This window comes from Sulfitobacter sp. R86518 (assembly GCF_042466275.1).
Taxonomy (GTDB): Bacteria; Pseudomonadota; Alphaproteobacteria; order Rhodobacterales; family Rhodobacteraceae; genus Sulfitobacter; species Sulfitobacter pontiacus.
The window spans coordinates 237876-253866 of record NZ_JAXHCA010000005.1 but is presented as its reverse complement, the minus strand read 5'-3'; the positions used below and the strand labels follow the sequence as shown (position 1 = coordinate 253866).

The 15991-nt window shown below is 62.3% G+C and carries 14 protein-coding genes; 7 read left to right on the top strand and 7 right to left on the bottom strand.

Annotation, left to right across the window (positions count from 1 at the left end):
* The first annotated feature begins 38 nt into the window (after positions 1–38).
* A complete protein-coding gene (locus tag SJY36_RS02020) occupies positions 39–1610 on the top strand; it encodes a 2-isopropylmalate synthase (protein ID WP_005851337.1) in 1572 nt (523 codons plus the stop codon).
* A gap of 82 nt (positions 1611–1692) precedes the next feature.
* Here SJY36_RS02020 and SJY36_RS02015 read toward each other — a convergent pair whose 3' ends face one another.
* Together SJY36_RS02015 and SJY36_RS02010 are read right to left on the bottom strand one after the other, a co-directional pair.
* The gene (locus SJY36_RS02015; protein ID WP_386172707.1) at positions 1693–2556 is read right to left on the bottom strand and encodes a porin; all 864 of its coding nucleotides are present in this window, start codon (positions 2554–2556) and stop codon (positions 1693–1695) included.
* A 145-nt stretch (positions 2557–2701) separates the two neighbouring features.
* A complete protein-coding gene (locus tag SJY36_RS02010; protein WP_386172705.1) occupies positions 2702–3286 on the bottom strand; it encodes a VOC family protein in 585 nt (194 codons plus the stop codon).
* Between the two features lie 174 nt (positions 3287–3460).
* Between SJY36_RS02010 and SJY36_RS02005 the strand changes: the two genes are divergently transcribed.
* From SJY36_RS02005 to SJY36_RS01980, 6 genes are all read left to right on the top strand, one after another.
* Entirely contained in the window at positions 3461–4507 is a 1047-nt protein-coding gene (locus SJY36_RS02005) for a rod shape-determining protein (protein ID WP_037944896.1), read from the top strand.
* 69 nt (positions 4508–4576) lie between these two features.
* The gene (mreC, locus tag SJY36_RS02000; RefSeq protein WP_009825979.1) at positions 4577–5482 is read left to right on the top strand and encodes a rod shape-determining protein MreC; all 906 of its coding nucleotides are present in this window, start codon (positions 4577–4579) and stop codon (positions 5480–5482) included.
* Positions 5479–6114, top strand: coding sequence for a hypothetical protein (locus SJY36_RS01995; RefSeq protein ID WP_005851327.1), 636 nt, complete (start codon positions 5479–5481; stop codon positions 6112–6114). Before mreC ends, SJY36_RS01995 begins: the two co-directional genes overlap by 4 nt.
* A gap of 10 nt (positions 6115–6124) precedes the next feature.
* A complete protein-coding gene (gene mrdA, locus SJY36_RS01990; RefSeq protein ID WP_132997543.1) occupies positions 6125–8068 on the top strand; it encodes a penicillin-binding protein 2 in 1944 nt (647 codons plus the stop codon).
* Positions 8065–9204, top strand: a complete 1140-nt coding sequence (rodA, locus tag SJY36_RS01985) for a rod shape-determining protein RodA (protein ID WP_037943167.1) — start codon at positions 8065–8067, stop codon at positions 9202–9204. Before mrdA ends, rodA begins: the two co-directional genes overlap by 4 nt.
* A gap of 7 nt (positions 9205–9211) precedes the next feature.
* Positions 9212–10144, top strand: coding sequence for a 2-hydroxyacid dehydrogenase (locus SJY36_RS01980; protein ID WP_386172702.1), 933 nt, complete (start codon positions 9212–9214; stop codon positions 10142–10144).
* A gap of 114 nt (positions 10145–10258) precedes the next feature.
* On the opposite strand, the gene SJY36_RS01975 is transcribed toward SJY36_RS01980, so the two are convergent.
* The 5 genes from SJY36_RS01975 to phnL form a co-directional block, all read right to left on the bottom strand.
* Positions 10259–12274 carry a M3 family metallopeptidase gene (locus tag SJY36_RS01975; RefSeq protein WP_386172700.1) on the bottom strand — a complete coding sequence of 672 codons (2016 nt, stop codon included), beginning with the start codon at positions 12272–12274 and terminating at the stop codon, positions 10259–10261.
* Positions 12275–12361: 87 nt separating this feature from the next.
* Positions 12362–13411 (bottom strand): molybdopterin-synthase adenylyltransferase MoeB, encoded by a 1050-nt coding sequence (locus SJY36_RS01970; protein ID WP_306285437.1) that lies wholly within the window; start codon positions 13409–13411, stop codon positions 12362–12364.
* 181 nt (positions 13412–13592) lie between these two features.
* On the bottom strand, positions 13593–14735 hold the full coding sequence (locus SJY36_RS01965; protein WP_289084711.1) for an alpha-D-ribose 1-methylphosphonate 5-triphosphate diphosphatase: 1143 nt from the start codon (positions 14733–14735) through the stop codon (positions 13593–13595).
* Positions 14732–15307: a phosphonate metabolism protein/1,5-bisphosphokinase (PRPP-forming) PhnN gene (phnN, locus tag SJY36_RS01960; RefSeq protein ID WP_386172697.1), complete on the bottom strand. Its 576-nt coding sequence runs from the start codon at positions 15305–15307 to the stop codon at positions 14732–14734. The genes SJY36_RS01965 and phnN overlap by 4 nt, the downstream gene beginning before the upstream one ends.
* Positions 15304–15987: a phosphonate C-P lyase system protein PhnL gene (phnL, locus tag SJY36_RS01955; RefSeq protein ID WP_386172695.1), complete on the bottom strand. Its 684-nt coding sequence runs from the start codon at positions 15985–15987 to the stop codon at positions 15304–15306. The genes phnN and phnL overlap by 4 nt, the downstream gene beginning before the upstream one ends.
* Between the last annotated feature and the right edge of the window lie 4 nt (positions 15988–15991).

The following is a 15991-nucleotide window of genomic DNA, read 5'->3' as shown; positions in this document are numbered from 1 at the left end:
GCCACGGATTTATACAGCAGAATGAAAGAACCCAAACGATGACAGATACCACACAACAAGACCGCGTCTTGATTTTCGACACGACATTGCGCGACGGCGAACAATCCCCCGGCGCCACCATGACCCACGCCGAAAAGATCGAGATCGCGGGCCTGCTGGACGAGATGGGCGTCGACATTATCGAGGCCGGTTTCCCTATCGCCTCCGAAGGGGATTTCGCCGCCGTCAGCGAAATCGCGAAACTGTCGAAGAACTCGGTCATCTGCGGCTTGGCCCGCGCACAATTCGGCGACATTGATCGTTGCTATGAGGCGATCAAACACGCGGCCCAGCCCCGCATCCACACGTTTATCGGCACCTCGCCGCTGCACCGCGCCATTCCGAACCTCACGATGGACGAAATGGCCGACCGCATCCACGAAACGGTGACCCATGCACGCAACCTTTGCGACAATGTGCAATGGTCGCCGATGGACGCCACGCGGACCGAGCTTGATTACCTCTACCGTGTCGTCGAAATCGCGATCAAGGCGGGGGCGACCACGATCAACATCCCCGATACCGTCGGCTATACCGCCCCCCGCGAAAGCGCCGATCTGATCCGCAAGCTCTTGGAAAACGTGCCCGGCGCGGACGAGATCGTCTTTGCCACGCACTGCCACAACGACCTTGGTATGGCGACCGCCAACAGCCTTGCCGCCGTCGAAGCGGGCGCGCGCCAGATCGAATGCACGATCAACGGCTTGGGCGAACGCGCGGGCAACACCGCGTTGGAAGAGGTCGTTATGGCGCTGAAAGTGCGCAATGACATCATGCCGTTCCAGACCAAGATCGACAGCACCAAGATCATGAATATCTCGCGCCGCGTTGCCGCTGTTTCGGGCTTCGCCGTGCAGTTCAACAAGGCCATCGTCGGCAAGAACGCCTTTGCGCACGAAAGCGGCATCCATCAGGACGGCATGCTGAAGAACGCCGAAACATTCGAGATCATGCGCCCCGAAGACGTGGGCCTGACCGAGACCAACATCGTGATGGGCAAACACTCGGGACGTGCGGCGTTACGCTCGAAGCTGGAAAACCTCGGCTATGAATTGGGGGATAACCAGCTCAAGGATGTGTTTGTCCGTTTCAAGGAACTGGCCGACCGCAAGAAAGAGATCTACGACGACGATCTCATCGCCTTGATGCGCACCGCCACCGATCCTGAAAGCGACCGCATTGTGCTGGGTAGCATGACCGTCGTCTGCGGCACCGAAGGCCCGCAGAAGGCCGAGATGTCGCTGACGGTGGATGGTGCCGAAACCTCTACCTCGCAAACCGGTGACGGGCCTGTGGATGCCGCGTTCAACTGCATCAAGGCACTGGTCGATCACAGCGCGCGCTTGCAATTGTATCAGGTGCACGCCGTGACCGAAGGCACCGACGCGCAGGCCACCGTTTCTGTCCGGCTTGAGGAAGACGGGCGCATCGTGACCGGTCAGTCGGCGGATACAGACACCGTGGTCGCATCGGTCCGCGCCTATATCCACGCGCTCAACCGTCTGTTGGTGCGCCGCGAGAAGGGCGGCACCGACAAGCGCGAGATCAGCTATAAAGACGTGGTGGGTTAACCCGCCCGCTCTTCCCCCGCGAACGCAAAAAGGCCCCCGAAGTCGGGGGCCTTTTCTGTATCTGGTGGTCTGTCAGCGCAGATTAAAAATCTGTCAGACCCGCAAAAGTACCGGTCGCGCTTGAAAAGATGTTACCCAGCGAACGACGTTTGGAGGTACGGCGACCCAGTTCATAGTTCACGCCGAAAGTCAGCTGGTCCACGTCCTCGCCACTGTCAAAGTCCAGACGGCCCAAGGCCAGTTCTACATTCGCACCGGGGGTGAATTCATACTGACCGCCGATGGTGATCGACCGCACGTCTTCGGGGCCCAGATCCAGGAACCCGACAGAGCCGATAGCAGAGAAGCCGTTGGCGAATTCATAGCCGCCTGCGACAGCGACAACGCTCAGATCATCCAGTTTTAGCAGGTCTGCCTGTACGTTGTATTGCGCGACATCATAATCGGCATAGGCGGCGTAAAGCGTCTCGTCTTCGATGTGAACGAGGTCCAGACCGACGGTGCCGGTGGGGGTAACATCCCAAGCGGCGAAGATGCTGAAGGTCATGTCGTCCAGATCAGAGGAATCACCGATTGCGGCACCAAAGGTATGCGCGCCGGACTGATAGGACCCGAACAGGCTGGTGACATCCGCGTCGAAGCCTTCGATGTCAAAACGCGAATAGTCGAGGCCGATGTTAAAGCCGTTGGCCAGCGCGTATTCGACGCCCACTGTGCCCAGATCGATATCGACGCCCTCGATAGAGATGTTCGACAGCTCACCCGAGAGGATGAAGTTGTCGTAGCGGTATTCGATGCCGCCGCCAAAGGATTTCACGTCGATCGTGCCTGCGCCGTCAACGTCGAAGTCGTGGAATTTCGCGAAAGCCGTGCCATAGGTCAGTTCGGCAGCAGCTGCGGTTGCGGTCACGCTCAGAAGCGAGGCGACAAAAATATTACGGATCATGCTGGTTCCTTCGCACAATTTACGGTTGCTCGTACCATGGCTCTTAGGCGCAGCGGAATCCGCCCGCAACACCCAAGCGAAACCGCCGTTACGATCCGTTTACTTGTGGTATTTTTGACCCGCCTGAACCGGTGCCCGCCGCCCCTTAGCGATAGGGGTCCTTGGGGCTGCGATCGTCTGACAGCGACCGTCGCGAGCGTTCGACGATCATCACTGTGGCATCGGCCAGATGCTGGCGTTCGATATGGTGATCTCCGCGTGCGACCCGCAGCTTATGCGCCTCTAGCATCACTTCCGCGTGGGACGATCCGCGCGGCGGGATGAAGGTGTAGCAAGCCAGTTCGATCAGGAACCCCAGCGGATCCTTGAAGTAGATCGAATGCATGAACCCGCGATCCTTCACGCCCGAATTGCCGATCCCCCGCTCCTTGAGCCGGTCGAGCACTTGATCAAACATGGCGCGATCGACCTCGAACGCGAGGTGGTGCACGCAGCCCGCATCCGTCGGCGTGCGACTGTAGACGGGTTTGCGGTTTTCATTGGTAAAGATGGTGATCAACCGGCCGTCGCCGGGATCGAAATACAGGTGCCCTTCGTCGGGATCGTCCAGATTTGGCTGGTCGAAGATGAACGGCATGCCCAGCAGACCCTCCCAGAAGTCGATACTGGTCTGACGGTCCGCGCCCATCAGCGTGATGTGATGCACACCAATAACTTGAATCTTCTGCATTTCTCTCTCCCCCTATTGTCCGGCTTGCCGCAAACCATAGCGCGGTGGCGGCATCATGCCACCACAAAGGTCAACCCCCCTTTCGTCTTTGACCTCATCGGCCTATAAGCCGTTTAGCCCGTGACTTGTCAGAGTCGACGGGCCAAAATGAATTTTTGCAAGGTCCTGCTGCCCATGTCCGTTTTTGATCAATTCCGTGGTTTGTTCTCGTCCGATATGGCCATCGACCTCGGGACCGCGAACACCTTGGTTTATGTCAAAGGCAAGGGCATCGTCCTGTCCGAACCTTCGGTTGTCGCCTATCACGTCAAGGATGGCGTCAAAAAGGTGCTCGCCGTGGGCGAAGACGCAAAGTTGATGCTGGGCCGGACCCCCGGCAGCATCGAAGCGATCCGCCCCATGCGCGAGGGCGTGATTGCCGACTTTGATACCGCCGAAGAGATGATCAAGCATTTCATCCGCAAGGTGCACAAACGGTCCACCTTCTCGAAGCCCAAGATCATCGTCTGCGTACCGCATGGGGCGACGCCTGTTGAAAAACGCGCGATCCGTCAGTCGGTGCTGTCTGCGGGCGCACGCCGCGCCGGCCTGATTGCCGAACCGATTGCCGCGGCCATCGGGGCGGGCATGCCGATCACCGATCCGACCGGGAACATGGTTGTCGATATAGGTGGTGGCACAACCGAGGTCGCGGTGCTGTCCTTGGGCGATATCGTCTATGCACGCTCTGTCCGTGTGGGCGGCGACCGCATGGACGAGGCGATCATCAGCTACCTGCGTCGCCAGCAAAACCTGCTGATCGGTGAAACAACCGCCGAGCGGGTGAAAACCTCTATCGGGACCGCACGGATGCCCGACGACGGGCGCGGCACCTCGATGCAGATCCGCGGGCGCGACCTGCTGAACGGTGTCCCCAAAGAGATCGAAGTGACCCAGGCGCAGATCGCCGAAGCGCTGGCCGAGCCTGTGCAGCAGATCTGCGAGGCGGTGATGACCGCGCTGGAGACCACCCCGCCCGATCTGGCGGCTGACATCGTGGACCGTGGCGTCATGCTGACCGGTGGCGGTGCCTTGCTGGGCGATCTGGATCTGGCGCTGCGCGAACAGACCGGGCTGGCCATTTCCGTGGCGGATGAACCGTTGAACTGCGTGGCCTTGGGCACCGGCAAAGCGCTGGAGTATGAAAAGCAGCTGCGCCACGCCATCGACTACGACAGCTAATCAGCGCAGCTAGAACAGCCCGCGATGCGGCAGGACGGCGCTGCCCTCGCGGTGGGAAACGTATAACGCATGGCCATCGACCGATCCTCTTCGAACGATTTTGGGCGCCCGCTGCGCCGCTTGCTGCTGGCCGTCATCGTGCTGGTGCTGGCGGGCATCTTTCTGCTGTGGCGGATCGACAGCCCCCGTGTCGAACGGTTTCGCGCGCAGATCACCGACCGGATCGTCCCCAATCTGGATTGGGCGATGACCCCTGTTACCGGCACGGTGAACCTGTTCCGCGATTTCCAAAGCTATCAACGTCTGACCGTGCAGAACCAGGAACTGCGGTCCGAGCTGCGCAAGATGCAGACCTGGAAAGAGGCCGCGCTGCAGCTTGAACAGGAAAACGCCCGTTTGCTGGACCTGAACAAGGTGCGGCTTGATCCGCGTTTGACCCATATTACCGGTGTGGTGCAGGCGGACTCCGGTTCGCCCTTCCGCCAATCTGTGCTGCTGAACGTCGGGGCCCGTGACGGCATTGTCGATGGCTGGGCCACGGTGGACGGCATCGGGCTGGTCGGGCGTATTTCCGGCGTGGGCGAAAACACCGCGCGCGTCATTCTGGTGACCGATACCTCTAGCCGCATACCTGCGGTGATCCAGCCGTCGGGACAACGAGCAATTATTGCGGGCGACAACTCTGCCGCGCCGCCGATTGATTTTCTCGAGAACCCCGACCTCGTGCGTCCCGGTGATCGGGTCAGCAGCTCTGGCGATGGCGGCGTGTTTCCTGCGGGTATCCTGATCGGTCAGGTCGCCGCCGACCCCGGCGGGCGGCTGCGCGTGCGTCTTGCGGCGGATTTCGAGCGGCTCGAATTCCTGCGCGTGCTGCGCCACCATGGCTCCGAAAAAGTGAACGAGGATGCGGCCGTGGTGCGGGATGACGCCACCGGCATGATCGCGCCCCTGCCCTTTGATCCTGCGACCGAATGATGGACGAACTGTCGCCCCTGCGATTGTGGCTGATGCGCGCGGCGTTTCTGGCGCTGACGGTGGTGCTGCTATTTTTCCATCTGCTGCCGCTTGATACCCAGCCGATCGCGCTGTTCGCGCCCGAGCTGTCGCCCCCCCTGGCCACCATCGACCCCGCAGAGGCGCGCCTGCGGGCCCTGCTGGACCAAGGCAGCGACCGCATCTGGATCGCCCCCGACCTGCTGATCGCCTTTGCGCTGGCGTGGTCTGTGCGGCGGCCCGACTATGTCCCCGCCCTACTGCTTGCCGTCGCCTTCCTGCTGACGGACCTGTTGCTGCAACGCCCGCCCGGCCTCTGGGCGCTACTGGCGTTGCTGGCATGCGAGAATATGAAAACACGTGGTCGTACCCTGCGCGACAGCACCTTTGGCGCGGAATGGCTGGCGGTCTCCGTATGGCTGATCGCTATTTTGATGCTGAACCGGATCGTGCTATCGTTGTTGCTGGTCCCACCGCCACAATGGTCGCTGAGCCTGTTTGAACTGGCCGTCACGATCCTGACCTATCCGGCTGTGGTGTTTGTGACCCATGCGCTGATGGGTGTGCGCAAATCCGCCCCCGGCGATCTGGACAGTATGGGCAACCGCTCATGAGGAGACCAAGATGAGACGCAGCAGGGCCGATAGCGAAGCCAGCCACTCCAAGCTCAGCCGCCGCGCTGTTTTGCTGGGCAGCGCGCAGCTGCTGTTCATGGGCGGTCTGGCCGCGCGGATGAATTACTTGCAGGTCGATCAGGCTGACCAGTTCCGCCTGCTGGCCGAAGAGAACCGGATCAACATCCGGTTGATCCCGCCTGCACGAGGCGAAATCTTTGACCGCAACGGCGTGCGGCTGGCGCAAAACGTGCCGTCGTACCGGATCGTGATCGTGCGCGAGGATGCCGATGATGTGGATGCGGTGATGGACCGGCTGGGCAAGGTCATCGACCTTGATCCCGAAATGCGCGACCGCGCGATGGCCGAGATCAAACGCTCCGCCCCGTTCCTGCCGGTGACCGTCGCCGATGATGTCACATGGGACGAGGTAAGCCGCGTGTCGGTCAACGCCCCCGCCCTGCCCGGTGTCAGCCCCGAGGTCGGCCTGACCCGTGTCTATCCCCGTGGGTCGGACTTTGCGCATATCGTCGGCCGTGTGGGCCGCGTGAGCCAAGCCGATCTGGATGCGCTGGAAAACCCCGATGCGGTGCTGCGCATCCCCCGATTCCAGATCGGCAAAATCAACGTCGAGGCCCGACAGGAATCCCTGTTGCGCGGCTCTGCCGGCACCAAACAGGTCGAGGTCAACGCCACCGGCCGTGTGATGCGCGAACTCGCCCGCCGCGAAGGGCAATCGGGGGCCGATCTGCAGCTCACCATCGATTCCAAGCTGCAGAACTTTGTGCAGGCCCGTCTGGGGAGCGAAAGCGCCGCCGTCGTGATCATGGATTGCGAGAACGGCGATCTGGTCGCCAATGCGTCTTCGCCCAGCTACGACCCGAACCTGTTCATCGGGGGGATATCCTCGGCCGATTATAACCCGCTGCTGCAATCGGAATACCGCCCGCTGGTCAACAAGACCGTGCAGGGCACCTACCCGCCCGGATCGACCTACAAGATGGTCGTGGCCATGGCCGCCCTCGAAGAGGGTATTGTCGGCCCCGAAGAAACCGTCTATTGCCCCGGCCACCTAGAGGTCGGCGGTCGCCGTTTCCACTGCTGGAAACGCGCAGGCCACGGCTGGATCGACCTCGAGAACTCGCTCAAGCAATCCTGCGACGTCTATTACTATGATCTGGCGATGAAAGTCGGGATCGAGAAAATCTCGGCCATGGCGAACCGCTTTGGTCTGGGCTGGAAACACGACCTGCCGCTGTCTTCAGTCGCTGCCGGTCTGGCCCCCACGAAAGAATGGAAGCAAGCGACCAAGGGTGATTCATGGGTGATCGGCGACACGGTTAATGCCTCTATCGGGCAAGGCTTCACCCTCAGTTCGCCGCTGCAACTGGCGGTGATGACCGCGCGGATCGCCACCAACCGCGCCGTGGTCCCGCGGCTGATCAAATCCATCGACGGTGTCGAACAACCCAGCGGCGCGGGCGAGCCTCTGGGCATGAACGAAAACAACATGCGGCAGGTGCGCAAGGGCATGTATTCGGTGGTAAACGACCGACGCGGCACCGGCTACCGGTCGCGCGTCATCGCCGAGGGTGTGCGCATGGCCGGCAAAAGCGGCACCAGCCAGGTACGCAACATCACCGCGGCCGAACGCGCGCGCGGGGTCAGCCGCAACGAGGACCTGCCCTGGGAACGCCGCGACCACGCGCTGTTTGTCGCCTTCGCCCCCTATGACAAGCCACGCTATGCGGTATCGGTGCTGGTGGAACACGGCGGCGGCGGATCGACCGCGGCGGCCCCCATCGCCCGCGATGTCATGCTGCAAGCGATCTATGGCGGCGAACCGCCGCTAGAGGCCTACCCCACCGCCGACCGCGGCCGCATCGCCGAGCAGCAAAAAGCCCTGCGCGCGATCCAGCCCCAAGCGGACTTCAGCGGGAAAGACCAAGCATGAGCTACCTTGAATATACGGTCAAACATGTCCCCACGGGCTTTGCCAAGATCCTGCACCTGAACTGGCCGCTGACCATCCTGCTGGCCGCTGTTTCGGGGGTGGGGTTCCTGATGCTCTACTCCGTGGCCGGTGGCAGCTTTACCCCCTGGGCCGAACCGCAAATGAAACGCTTTGCCCTTGGCATCGCGCTGATGATCGCCGCGGGGATGGTGCCGATCTGGCTTTGGCGAAACCTTGCAGGCGTGGCCTATTTCGGGACCGTGATCCTGCTGATCGGGGTGGAACTTTTCGGCGCTGTCGGCATGGGCGCGCAGCGCTGGATCGAGCTCGGATCGTTCCGCCTGCAACCCTCCGAACTGATGAAGATCACGCTGGTGATGATGCTGGCGGCCTACTACGACTGGCTCCCGCCCAAGAAAACCTCGCGCCCGCTTTGGGTGTTGCTGCCGGTCCTGCTGATCCTCATCCCCACGGCACTGGTGCTGAAACAGCCCGACCTGGGCACCGCGATCCTGCTGATGGCAGCGGGCGGCGGGCTGATGTTTCTGGCCGGTGTGCACTGGGGCTATTTCGCCGTGGTCATCACCGGCGCCGTCGGACTGGTGACGGCGGTGTTCCAGTCCCGCGGCACGCCGTGGCAGTTGATCAAGGATTACCAGTTCCGGCGCATTGACACGTTTATCGATCCCAGCACCGACCCACTGGGCGCAGGGTATCACATCACGCAATCCAAGATCGCGCTCGGCTCCGGCGGCTGGACGGGGCGCGGGTTCATGCAAGGCACCCAGTCGCGCCTGAACTTCCTGCCCGAGAAACACACCGACTTCATCTTTACCACCCTGGCCGAGGAGTTCGGCTTTGTCGGCGGGTTCTCACTGCTGGGTCTCTATGCGCTGATCATCGTCTTCTGCGTCGCGGCGGCGCTGATCAACAAGGACCGTTTCTCGTCGCTGCTGACCCTCGGCATCGCGCTGAACTTCTTTTTGTTCTTCGCGGTGAACATGTCAATGGTGATGGGGCTGGCGCCCGTTGTCGGTGTCCCCTTGCCGCTGGTCAGCTATGGCGGATCGGCGATGCTGGTGTTGCTGCTGGCTTTTGGCCTTGTACAATCGGCCCATGTCCACCGCCCCAGATAGGAAGCCCATGCCTCTCAATATCCTTTTCGCCGCGCGCCCCGAACGCTGGGTGACGTATGAAACGCCGCTGCGCCAAGCGCTTGATGCCGCGGGGATCGCGGCTCACCTATCAACGGATATCGCCCCGCAGGACGTGGACTACATCGTCTATGCCCCCAACAGCCCCTTGCAGGATTTCACGCCCTACACGCGGGCCAAGGCGGTGCTGAACCTCTGGGCGGGGGTGGAAAACATCACCAATAACCAGACGCTCAAGATCCCTCTGGCGCGGATGGTGGACCCGGGGCTGACCAAGGGAATGGTGGAATGGGTCACGGGCCATGTGATGCGCTATCATCTGGGGCTGGACACGGATATTCGCAAAACGGACACCGATTGGACCCCGCGCACCCCACCGCTGGCACAGGAACGACAGGTCACTATTCTGGGTCTGGGGGCCTTGGGCGCGGCGGTGGCGGAAACTCTGGTCTATCTGGGGTTCAACGTCACCGGCTGGTCGCGCAGCCCCAAGGACATCACGGGCGTCACCTGCCAGCATGGGGACGCCGGGCGCGCAGATGCGCTACGCCGTGCCGAGATCGCGGTGCTGCTGCTGCCCAACACGCCCGATACCGAAAACATGCTGAATGCCGAGACGCTGGCGCAAATGCCCGCTGGTGCCTGTATCATCAACCCGGGCCGCGGCGCGCTGATCGACGACGACGCGCTGCTGGCAGCGCTCGACAGCGGCCAGATCGCCCATGCCACGCTGGATGTGTTCCGTGTCGAGCCCCTGCCCGCGGACCACCCCTATTGGGCGCATCCCAAGGTCACCGTCACGCCCCACATCGCCGCTGAAACCCGCGCGACAACCGCTGCACAGGCCATCGTCGAAAACATCCGCCGCGGCGAAGCAGGTGAGGATTTCCTGCATCTGGTGGATCGCGCCAAAGGCTACTGACCCGCCCCGTATCGAGGGCGGGATATGAGTTTATTTGGCAAAATGAAGCTGCAGCCGCGCGCCCCTTCATTTTGCCTCTTAAACTCTCGCCGAAGGCAGGCCAGCCGCAGGCGCTCAGCCTGCTGTCAGGCCGCGCCCCTTCAGCAAAGCCTCTACCCCCGGCAACCGGCCACGGAACGCTTTGTACAGTTCCGCCGCGTCCTGACTGCCGCCGGTGGACAGGATGTGCTGCTCTAGCGCGGCGGCGCGGTCGGGATCAAAGGCGCTACCGGCCTCTTCAAAGGCGGCGAAGGCGTCTGCGTCCATCACCTCGGACCACATGTAGCTGTAGTAGCCGCTGGAATAGCCGTCGCCGGAAAAGACATGGGCAAACTGCGGCGTGGCGTGGCGCATGGTGATTGCGGGTGGCATGCCCAGATCGGCCAACACCTGCGCTTGTTTCTCCATCGGATCGGCAGGTGCCGCACCGTCGTGGAATTCGAGATCGACCAGCGCAGAGGCGGCATATTCGACCGTGGCGAACCCCATGTCGAAATTCGCGGCCCCCAGCACCTTTTCCAGCATCTCGGGCGGCATGGGGTCGCCTGTTTTGGCATGGGTGGCAAATTGGCTGAGCACGTCGGGCACTTCGAGCCAATGTTCGAACAACTGGCTGGGCAGTTCGACAAAATCACGCGCGACCGATGTGCCGCTCACGGATTCGTAGGTCACGTTTGACAGCATCTGGTGCAGCGCATGACCAAATTCATGGAACAGCGTGCGCGCATCGTCATAGGACAGCAGCGCGGGCGCGGCTTTGGCAAAGTTGCACACGTTGATCACGATGGGCGACTGCACGTCGGGGAATTTCGCCTGAGACCGCATGGCGCTGCACCACGCGCCCGACCGTTTCGATCCGCGTGCAAAGTAGTCACCGATGAACACGGCCACATGTTCGCCGTTGCGGGTCACTTCCCACGCGCGACAATCGGGGTGATAGAGCGGCACGTCGAGGGGCTTGAATTCGAGAGCGAACAATCGCGTGGCGCAGTCGAAGGCCGCGTCGATCATCCGGTCCAGCTGGAAATACGGTTTCAACGCGGCTTCATCCAGATCATGCTCTGCTACGCGCCGTTTCTGCGCATAGTAGCGCCAGTCCCACGGGGCCAGATCGGCGTTCACGCCATCGTCATGCATCATACGGGTCAGTACCTCGGCGTCCGCCTGCGCTTGGCGTTTTGCCGGGGTCCAGACATCCATCAGCAGCTGACGCACCGCTTTGGGTGTTTTCGCCATCTCTGTTTCCAGCTTGTAAGCCGCGAAATTGTCGTAGCCCAGAAGCTTGGCCCGTTCCTCGCGCAGGGCGAGGATCTCGGCAGCGATGGCGCGGTTATCGGTGTCGCCGCCATTGGCCCCACGGGACTGCCAGGCGAGAAACGCCTTTTCGCGCAGATCACGGCGCGGCGAGAATTGCAGGAACGGTGTGATCAATGACCGCGAAAGAGTAATGACCGGCGCGCCTGCCTCTTTCTCCTCGCCCGCCGCACGGGCGGCATCGATGACAAAGTCGGGCAGCTCTTCCAGATCGGATTCCTCCAACGGCATGAACCAGCTGCGTTCATCCGCCAGCAGGTTCTGGGTGAACTGTGTCCCCAGCACCGCCAGCCGGTTCTTGATCTCTTTCATCCGCGCATCATCCGCTCCCTCCAGCGCCGCGCCCGCGCGCACAAAGCCGCGGTGGGTCAGCATCAACACCCGTGCCTGTTCGGGCGTCAGGTCGAAGCTGTCGCGATTTTCCCAGACGGAGGCCACGCGCGCAAAAAGCGCCTTGTTGCTTGAGATGTCAGAGAAATGCGCAGACAGCAGCGGCGAGAATTTGCGCTGCAGGTCTTCGCGCGTGGGGTTGCTGTCGGCCCCTGCGACGGTGAAGAACACGCCCAACACGCGGTCCAGCTGGCTGCCTGCTTCCTCGAGCGCCTCGATCGTGTTGGAAAACGTCGGATCGTATTCGCAGTCGGCGATGGCGTCGATCTCCATCCGGTGGGTCTGCAGGGCCTCGTCCAGCGCGGGGGCGAAATCATCGTCGGAAATCTTGTCGAAAGGGGCGATCTGAAACGGGGTGTCCCAATCCTGTAGCAAAGGGTTTGTCATGGCGGTCTCCTTTACGGATCAAGCTATGCACTGCGGCGGGGCAATACAATCGCAATACCCGCGCGCAAAGCCGCCATGACGGGTCGTCTAGTCGCCCGCGTTCCCGCAGATCGGACAGTCGTCCCGTTTGGAGACGCCGATCACGCGGTTCTCGCCGTAGAGCGCATCATACATCAGCATTTGACCACGCAGCGGCGCACCGGCACCGGTGATCAGCTTGATCGCCTCGGATGCCATCATCGCGCCGATCACGCCGGGCAAGGGGCCGATCACCCCGGCCTGCGCACAGCTGGGGGCAAGATGGGCCGCCGGGGCCTGCGGGAAAATGCACTGGTAGCATGGCGCGCCCTTGGAGGGGTCAAAGATGCTCAGCTGTCCTTCCCATTGCGACAACGCCCCCGAGATCAGCGGCAAACCAGCCGCGACACAGGTGCGGTTCACCAGATAGCGCGTGTCGAAATTATCCGTGCCGTCCAACACCAGATCGTAATCGGCGAAAAGCTCTGCCGCGATGTCTTCCGTCAGGCGGCGGTGATAGGGCCGCACGGTGACAAAAGGGTTCTGCGCCTCCATCTCGGCCTGCGCTGAAAAGACCTTGGGCGTGCCGATGGCGCTGTCCTTGTGGATCACTTGCCGTTGCAGATTGGCATTCTCGACGACGTCATCGTCGATCACACCAATGGTGCCGACACCGGCCGCCGTCAGGTATTGCAGCACCGGCGCACCAAGCCCACCCGCGCCAATGACCAGCACCCGCGCCTGCTTCAGCGCCTTCTGGCCCGGTCCGCCGACCTCGCGCAGCACGATGTGGCGGGCATAGCGGTTCAGCTCCGTTTCAGAGAATGTGCCAGTTTGCGCGGCGGGCGTCGGTGCGGCCACCGGTTCGGCGCGGGCGCGCAGGCGGTTCAACACCCAGCTATAGCCAAAGATCAGCAGCAGAAATCCCGTCAGCAGCAGCCACGGGGCTGCCGAGCCACCGGTCGCCACGCGCAAGGGGTGCGCTTCGGGCAGCAAGAGGTTCAACCCGATCACCAGACCAAACAGCATGCCCAACACCACGACGCGTCGTTCGCGCGGCTGGCCGAACGCGGCCCCCGCGCCCCAGATCAAGGCGGCCAGTCCCAGCACCAACAGCATCAGACGCCTCCGCCGGTGACATAGGGATGTGGTTGCATGAATGATTGGCGCATAAGGCCCCCGCTTTGTTTCCGGGTGTTCAGACCCTAAAGCGGCAACCTAAGCATTTTTCCGCCGACACCAACCCCAAAGCTACGCCCTGCCCGCCAGAGCGCCGCAAGCGTCGCGCCGCTGCATCAGGTCAAAAGACGCGCTGCCCTTCGACCCATGTCTCGCGCAGGATCGGCAAGCCATCTAGCCGCGCAAACCGGATCACATCGCCGCGTGCGCCGACCTTGATCGTGCCGCGGTCCGTCAGCCCCACGCTTTGTGCAGGCGCGTGGGTGACCGTCGCCAGCCCGCGCGCCAGATCCCCCCACAGATCCCCCAGTTGCAATGCCGCGATCAACAGGCCCGCGGGCACGTAGTCGGACGACAAGATATCCAGCCGGTCCGCCTTCGCCAGATCAAGGGCGGCGACATTGCCCGAATGCGACCCGCCGCGAATGACGTTGGGCGCGCCCATGATGGTCGCGATCCCATTGGCATGACAGCTATGCGCCGCCTCGATCGTGGTGGGAAACTCGGCAAGCCGGACGCCGTAGCGGTGGCTCGTCTCGACCTGCTCTGCGGTGGTGTCGTCGTGGCTGGCAAGCGCTGCGCCATATCGGGTGGCTGCCGCAACGGTCGCGGCCTCGTGGGTTTTGCCATATTGCTTTTGCACATCGTACAGAGTGTCCACATGACGCTGGAAGGCGGCGGCATCAAAGCTGTGTTTGCCGCGCACATAGGCCTCGAATTTCGACAGATCGCGGAACTGTCGCTGACCCGGCGTGTGGTCCATCATCGAGACGATGCCAACGCGATCCTCTGGGCCGAATTCGGCCAGCTCTTCGGCCAGCGTTTCCGAACAGATCTCGGCCCGCAGGTGGATGTGGTGGCTGATCCGCAGGGCTCCGGCGGCGCGCATCGCCAGAATGGTATCGACCATGCCGCGCGCATATCTCTGGTACTGGTGCTCGGCCGAGATCATCGACCCGACGCGGATCGCATCGAACACGGTGGTGATGCCGGTGCCCGCAAGTTCACGGTCATGGGCGAGGATGGCCGCGCGGTGCGGCCAGTCGACCTTGGGGCGCGGCGACATATGCCGTTCCAGATTATCGGTGTGCAGTTCGACCAGACCGGGCGCGATGTAGTCACCCTGCATGTCCTGCGCGCCTTTGGGCACGGCGGTGCCGAAATCGATGTCGGTGATCACCCCGTCTGCGATGCGGAGCGTTCCGGTTTCGACGCGATCCCGCAGGATCAGGCGGGCGTTGGCGAAAATTGTCTCTTGGGTCATGGCATTATCTTCTGATTGGACTGGCCAGCGTCGCAGGCTGTCTGGGAAAGGTGCTGGCGTATCGTGGCAATGGTCTGCGCCAAGGGGCCGCTGTTGTCGATCACCTGATGGGGAATACCGAGGGGCATGGCGAAATCCGCACGGGCCAGACGGCGCTCTATCTCGGCGGCGTCCTCGCGGTTGCGCGCCGTCAGACGGGCGGAGAGGATGTCATGATCCGCTCGCAGCAAGATCACGCAAAACCGCGCAAAGAGGGCCTGTGCCTGTGGCAGGACGGCCCGCGACAGGTTCACCAGCACATCGCGCCCCTGCGTCACCTCTAGCGCGACGGACTGCGGGATGCCGTAGTGCCAACCATGCGCATGCCAGCTGAGGATAAACGCACCGTCATCCTCTGCCTTCCTGAAGGCACGTTCCGACACGCCGTCGAATGCTTCTCCGCCAAGGGTTGCGGGCCGCGAGATCACGCGCCGCGCAAGGCAAAGCGACGGGTCCGCCGCGGCCAGCCCCTCCATCACGCTGTCTTTCCCCACACCGGAAGGCCCGACGACTGCAATGAACCGCCCCGTCATGCGGCCAGCCCCGGGGTGAACCGGGTCACGTCAAACTGCCGGTCGCAAATTTCGTCGCGCGCGGCGTGGTCGTGAAAAATCCCGATGATGGCAGCGCCACGCGCCTTCGCCTCGGCGATCATCTTTAGCACGGTGGCGCGGTTCACGGGATCAAGGCTGGCGGTCGGTTCATCCAGCAATAGCGCGGGGTAGGGGTAGGCAAAACCGCGTGCGATATTGACGCGCTGCTGCTCTCCGCCCGAGAAGGTCGTGGGGCTCAGCTGCCACAGACGTTCGGATATATTCAGTCTCTGCAACAGGGTTTTCGCCTGCGCTTCGGCACTGGCGCGGTCCGATCCGGTGGCCATCAGCGGCTCTGCCACCACGTCCAGCGTCGATACCCGCGGCACAACCCGCAGGAACTGGCTGACATAGCCCAATGTGGTGCGGCGCAGCTGGATCACCTGCCTTGGAGCCGCGGTCACGACATCCAGATCGCCCACCATAATGCGCCCCGACTGGGTCAGGTAATTGCCGTAAATCATCCGCATCAGGGTCGATTTACCTGCGCCTGACGCCCCGACCAAAGCGATACACTCCCCCTGCGCCACCGACAGCGACGCCCCCGCCATAACAGAGATTTCGGCAGCCCCCTGATTGTGCAACACAAAAGATTTCGACACGTTTTCAACAGTAATCATCGGG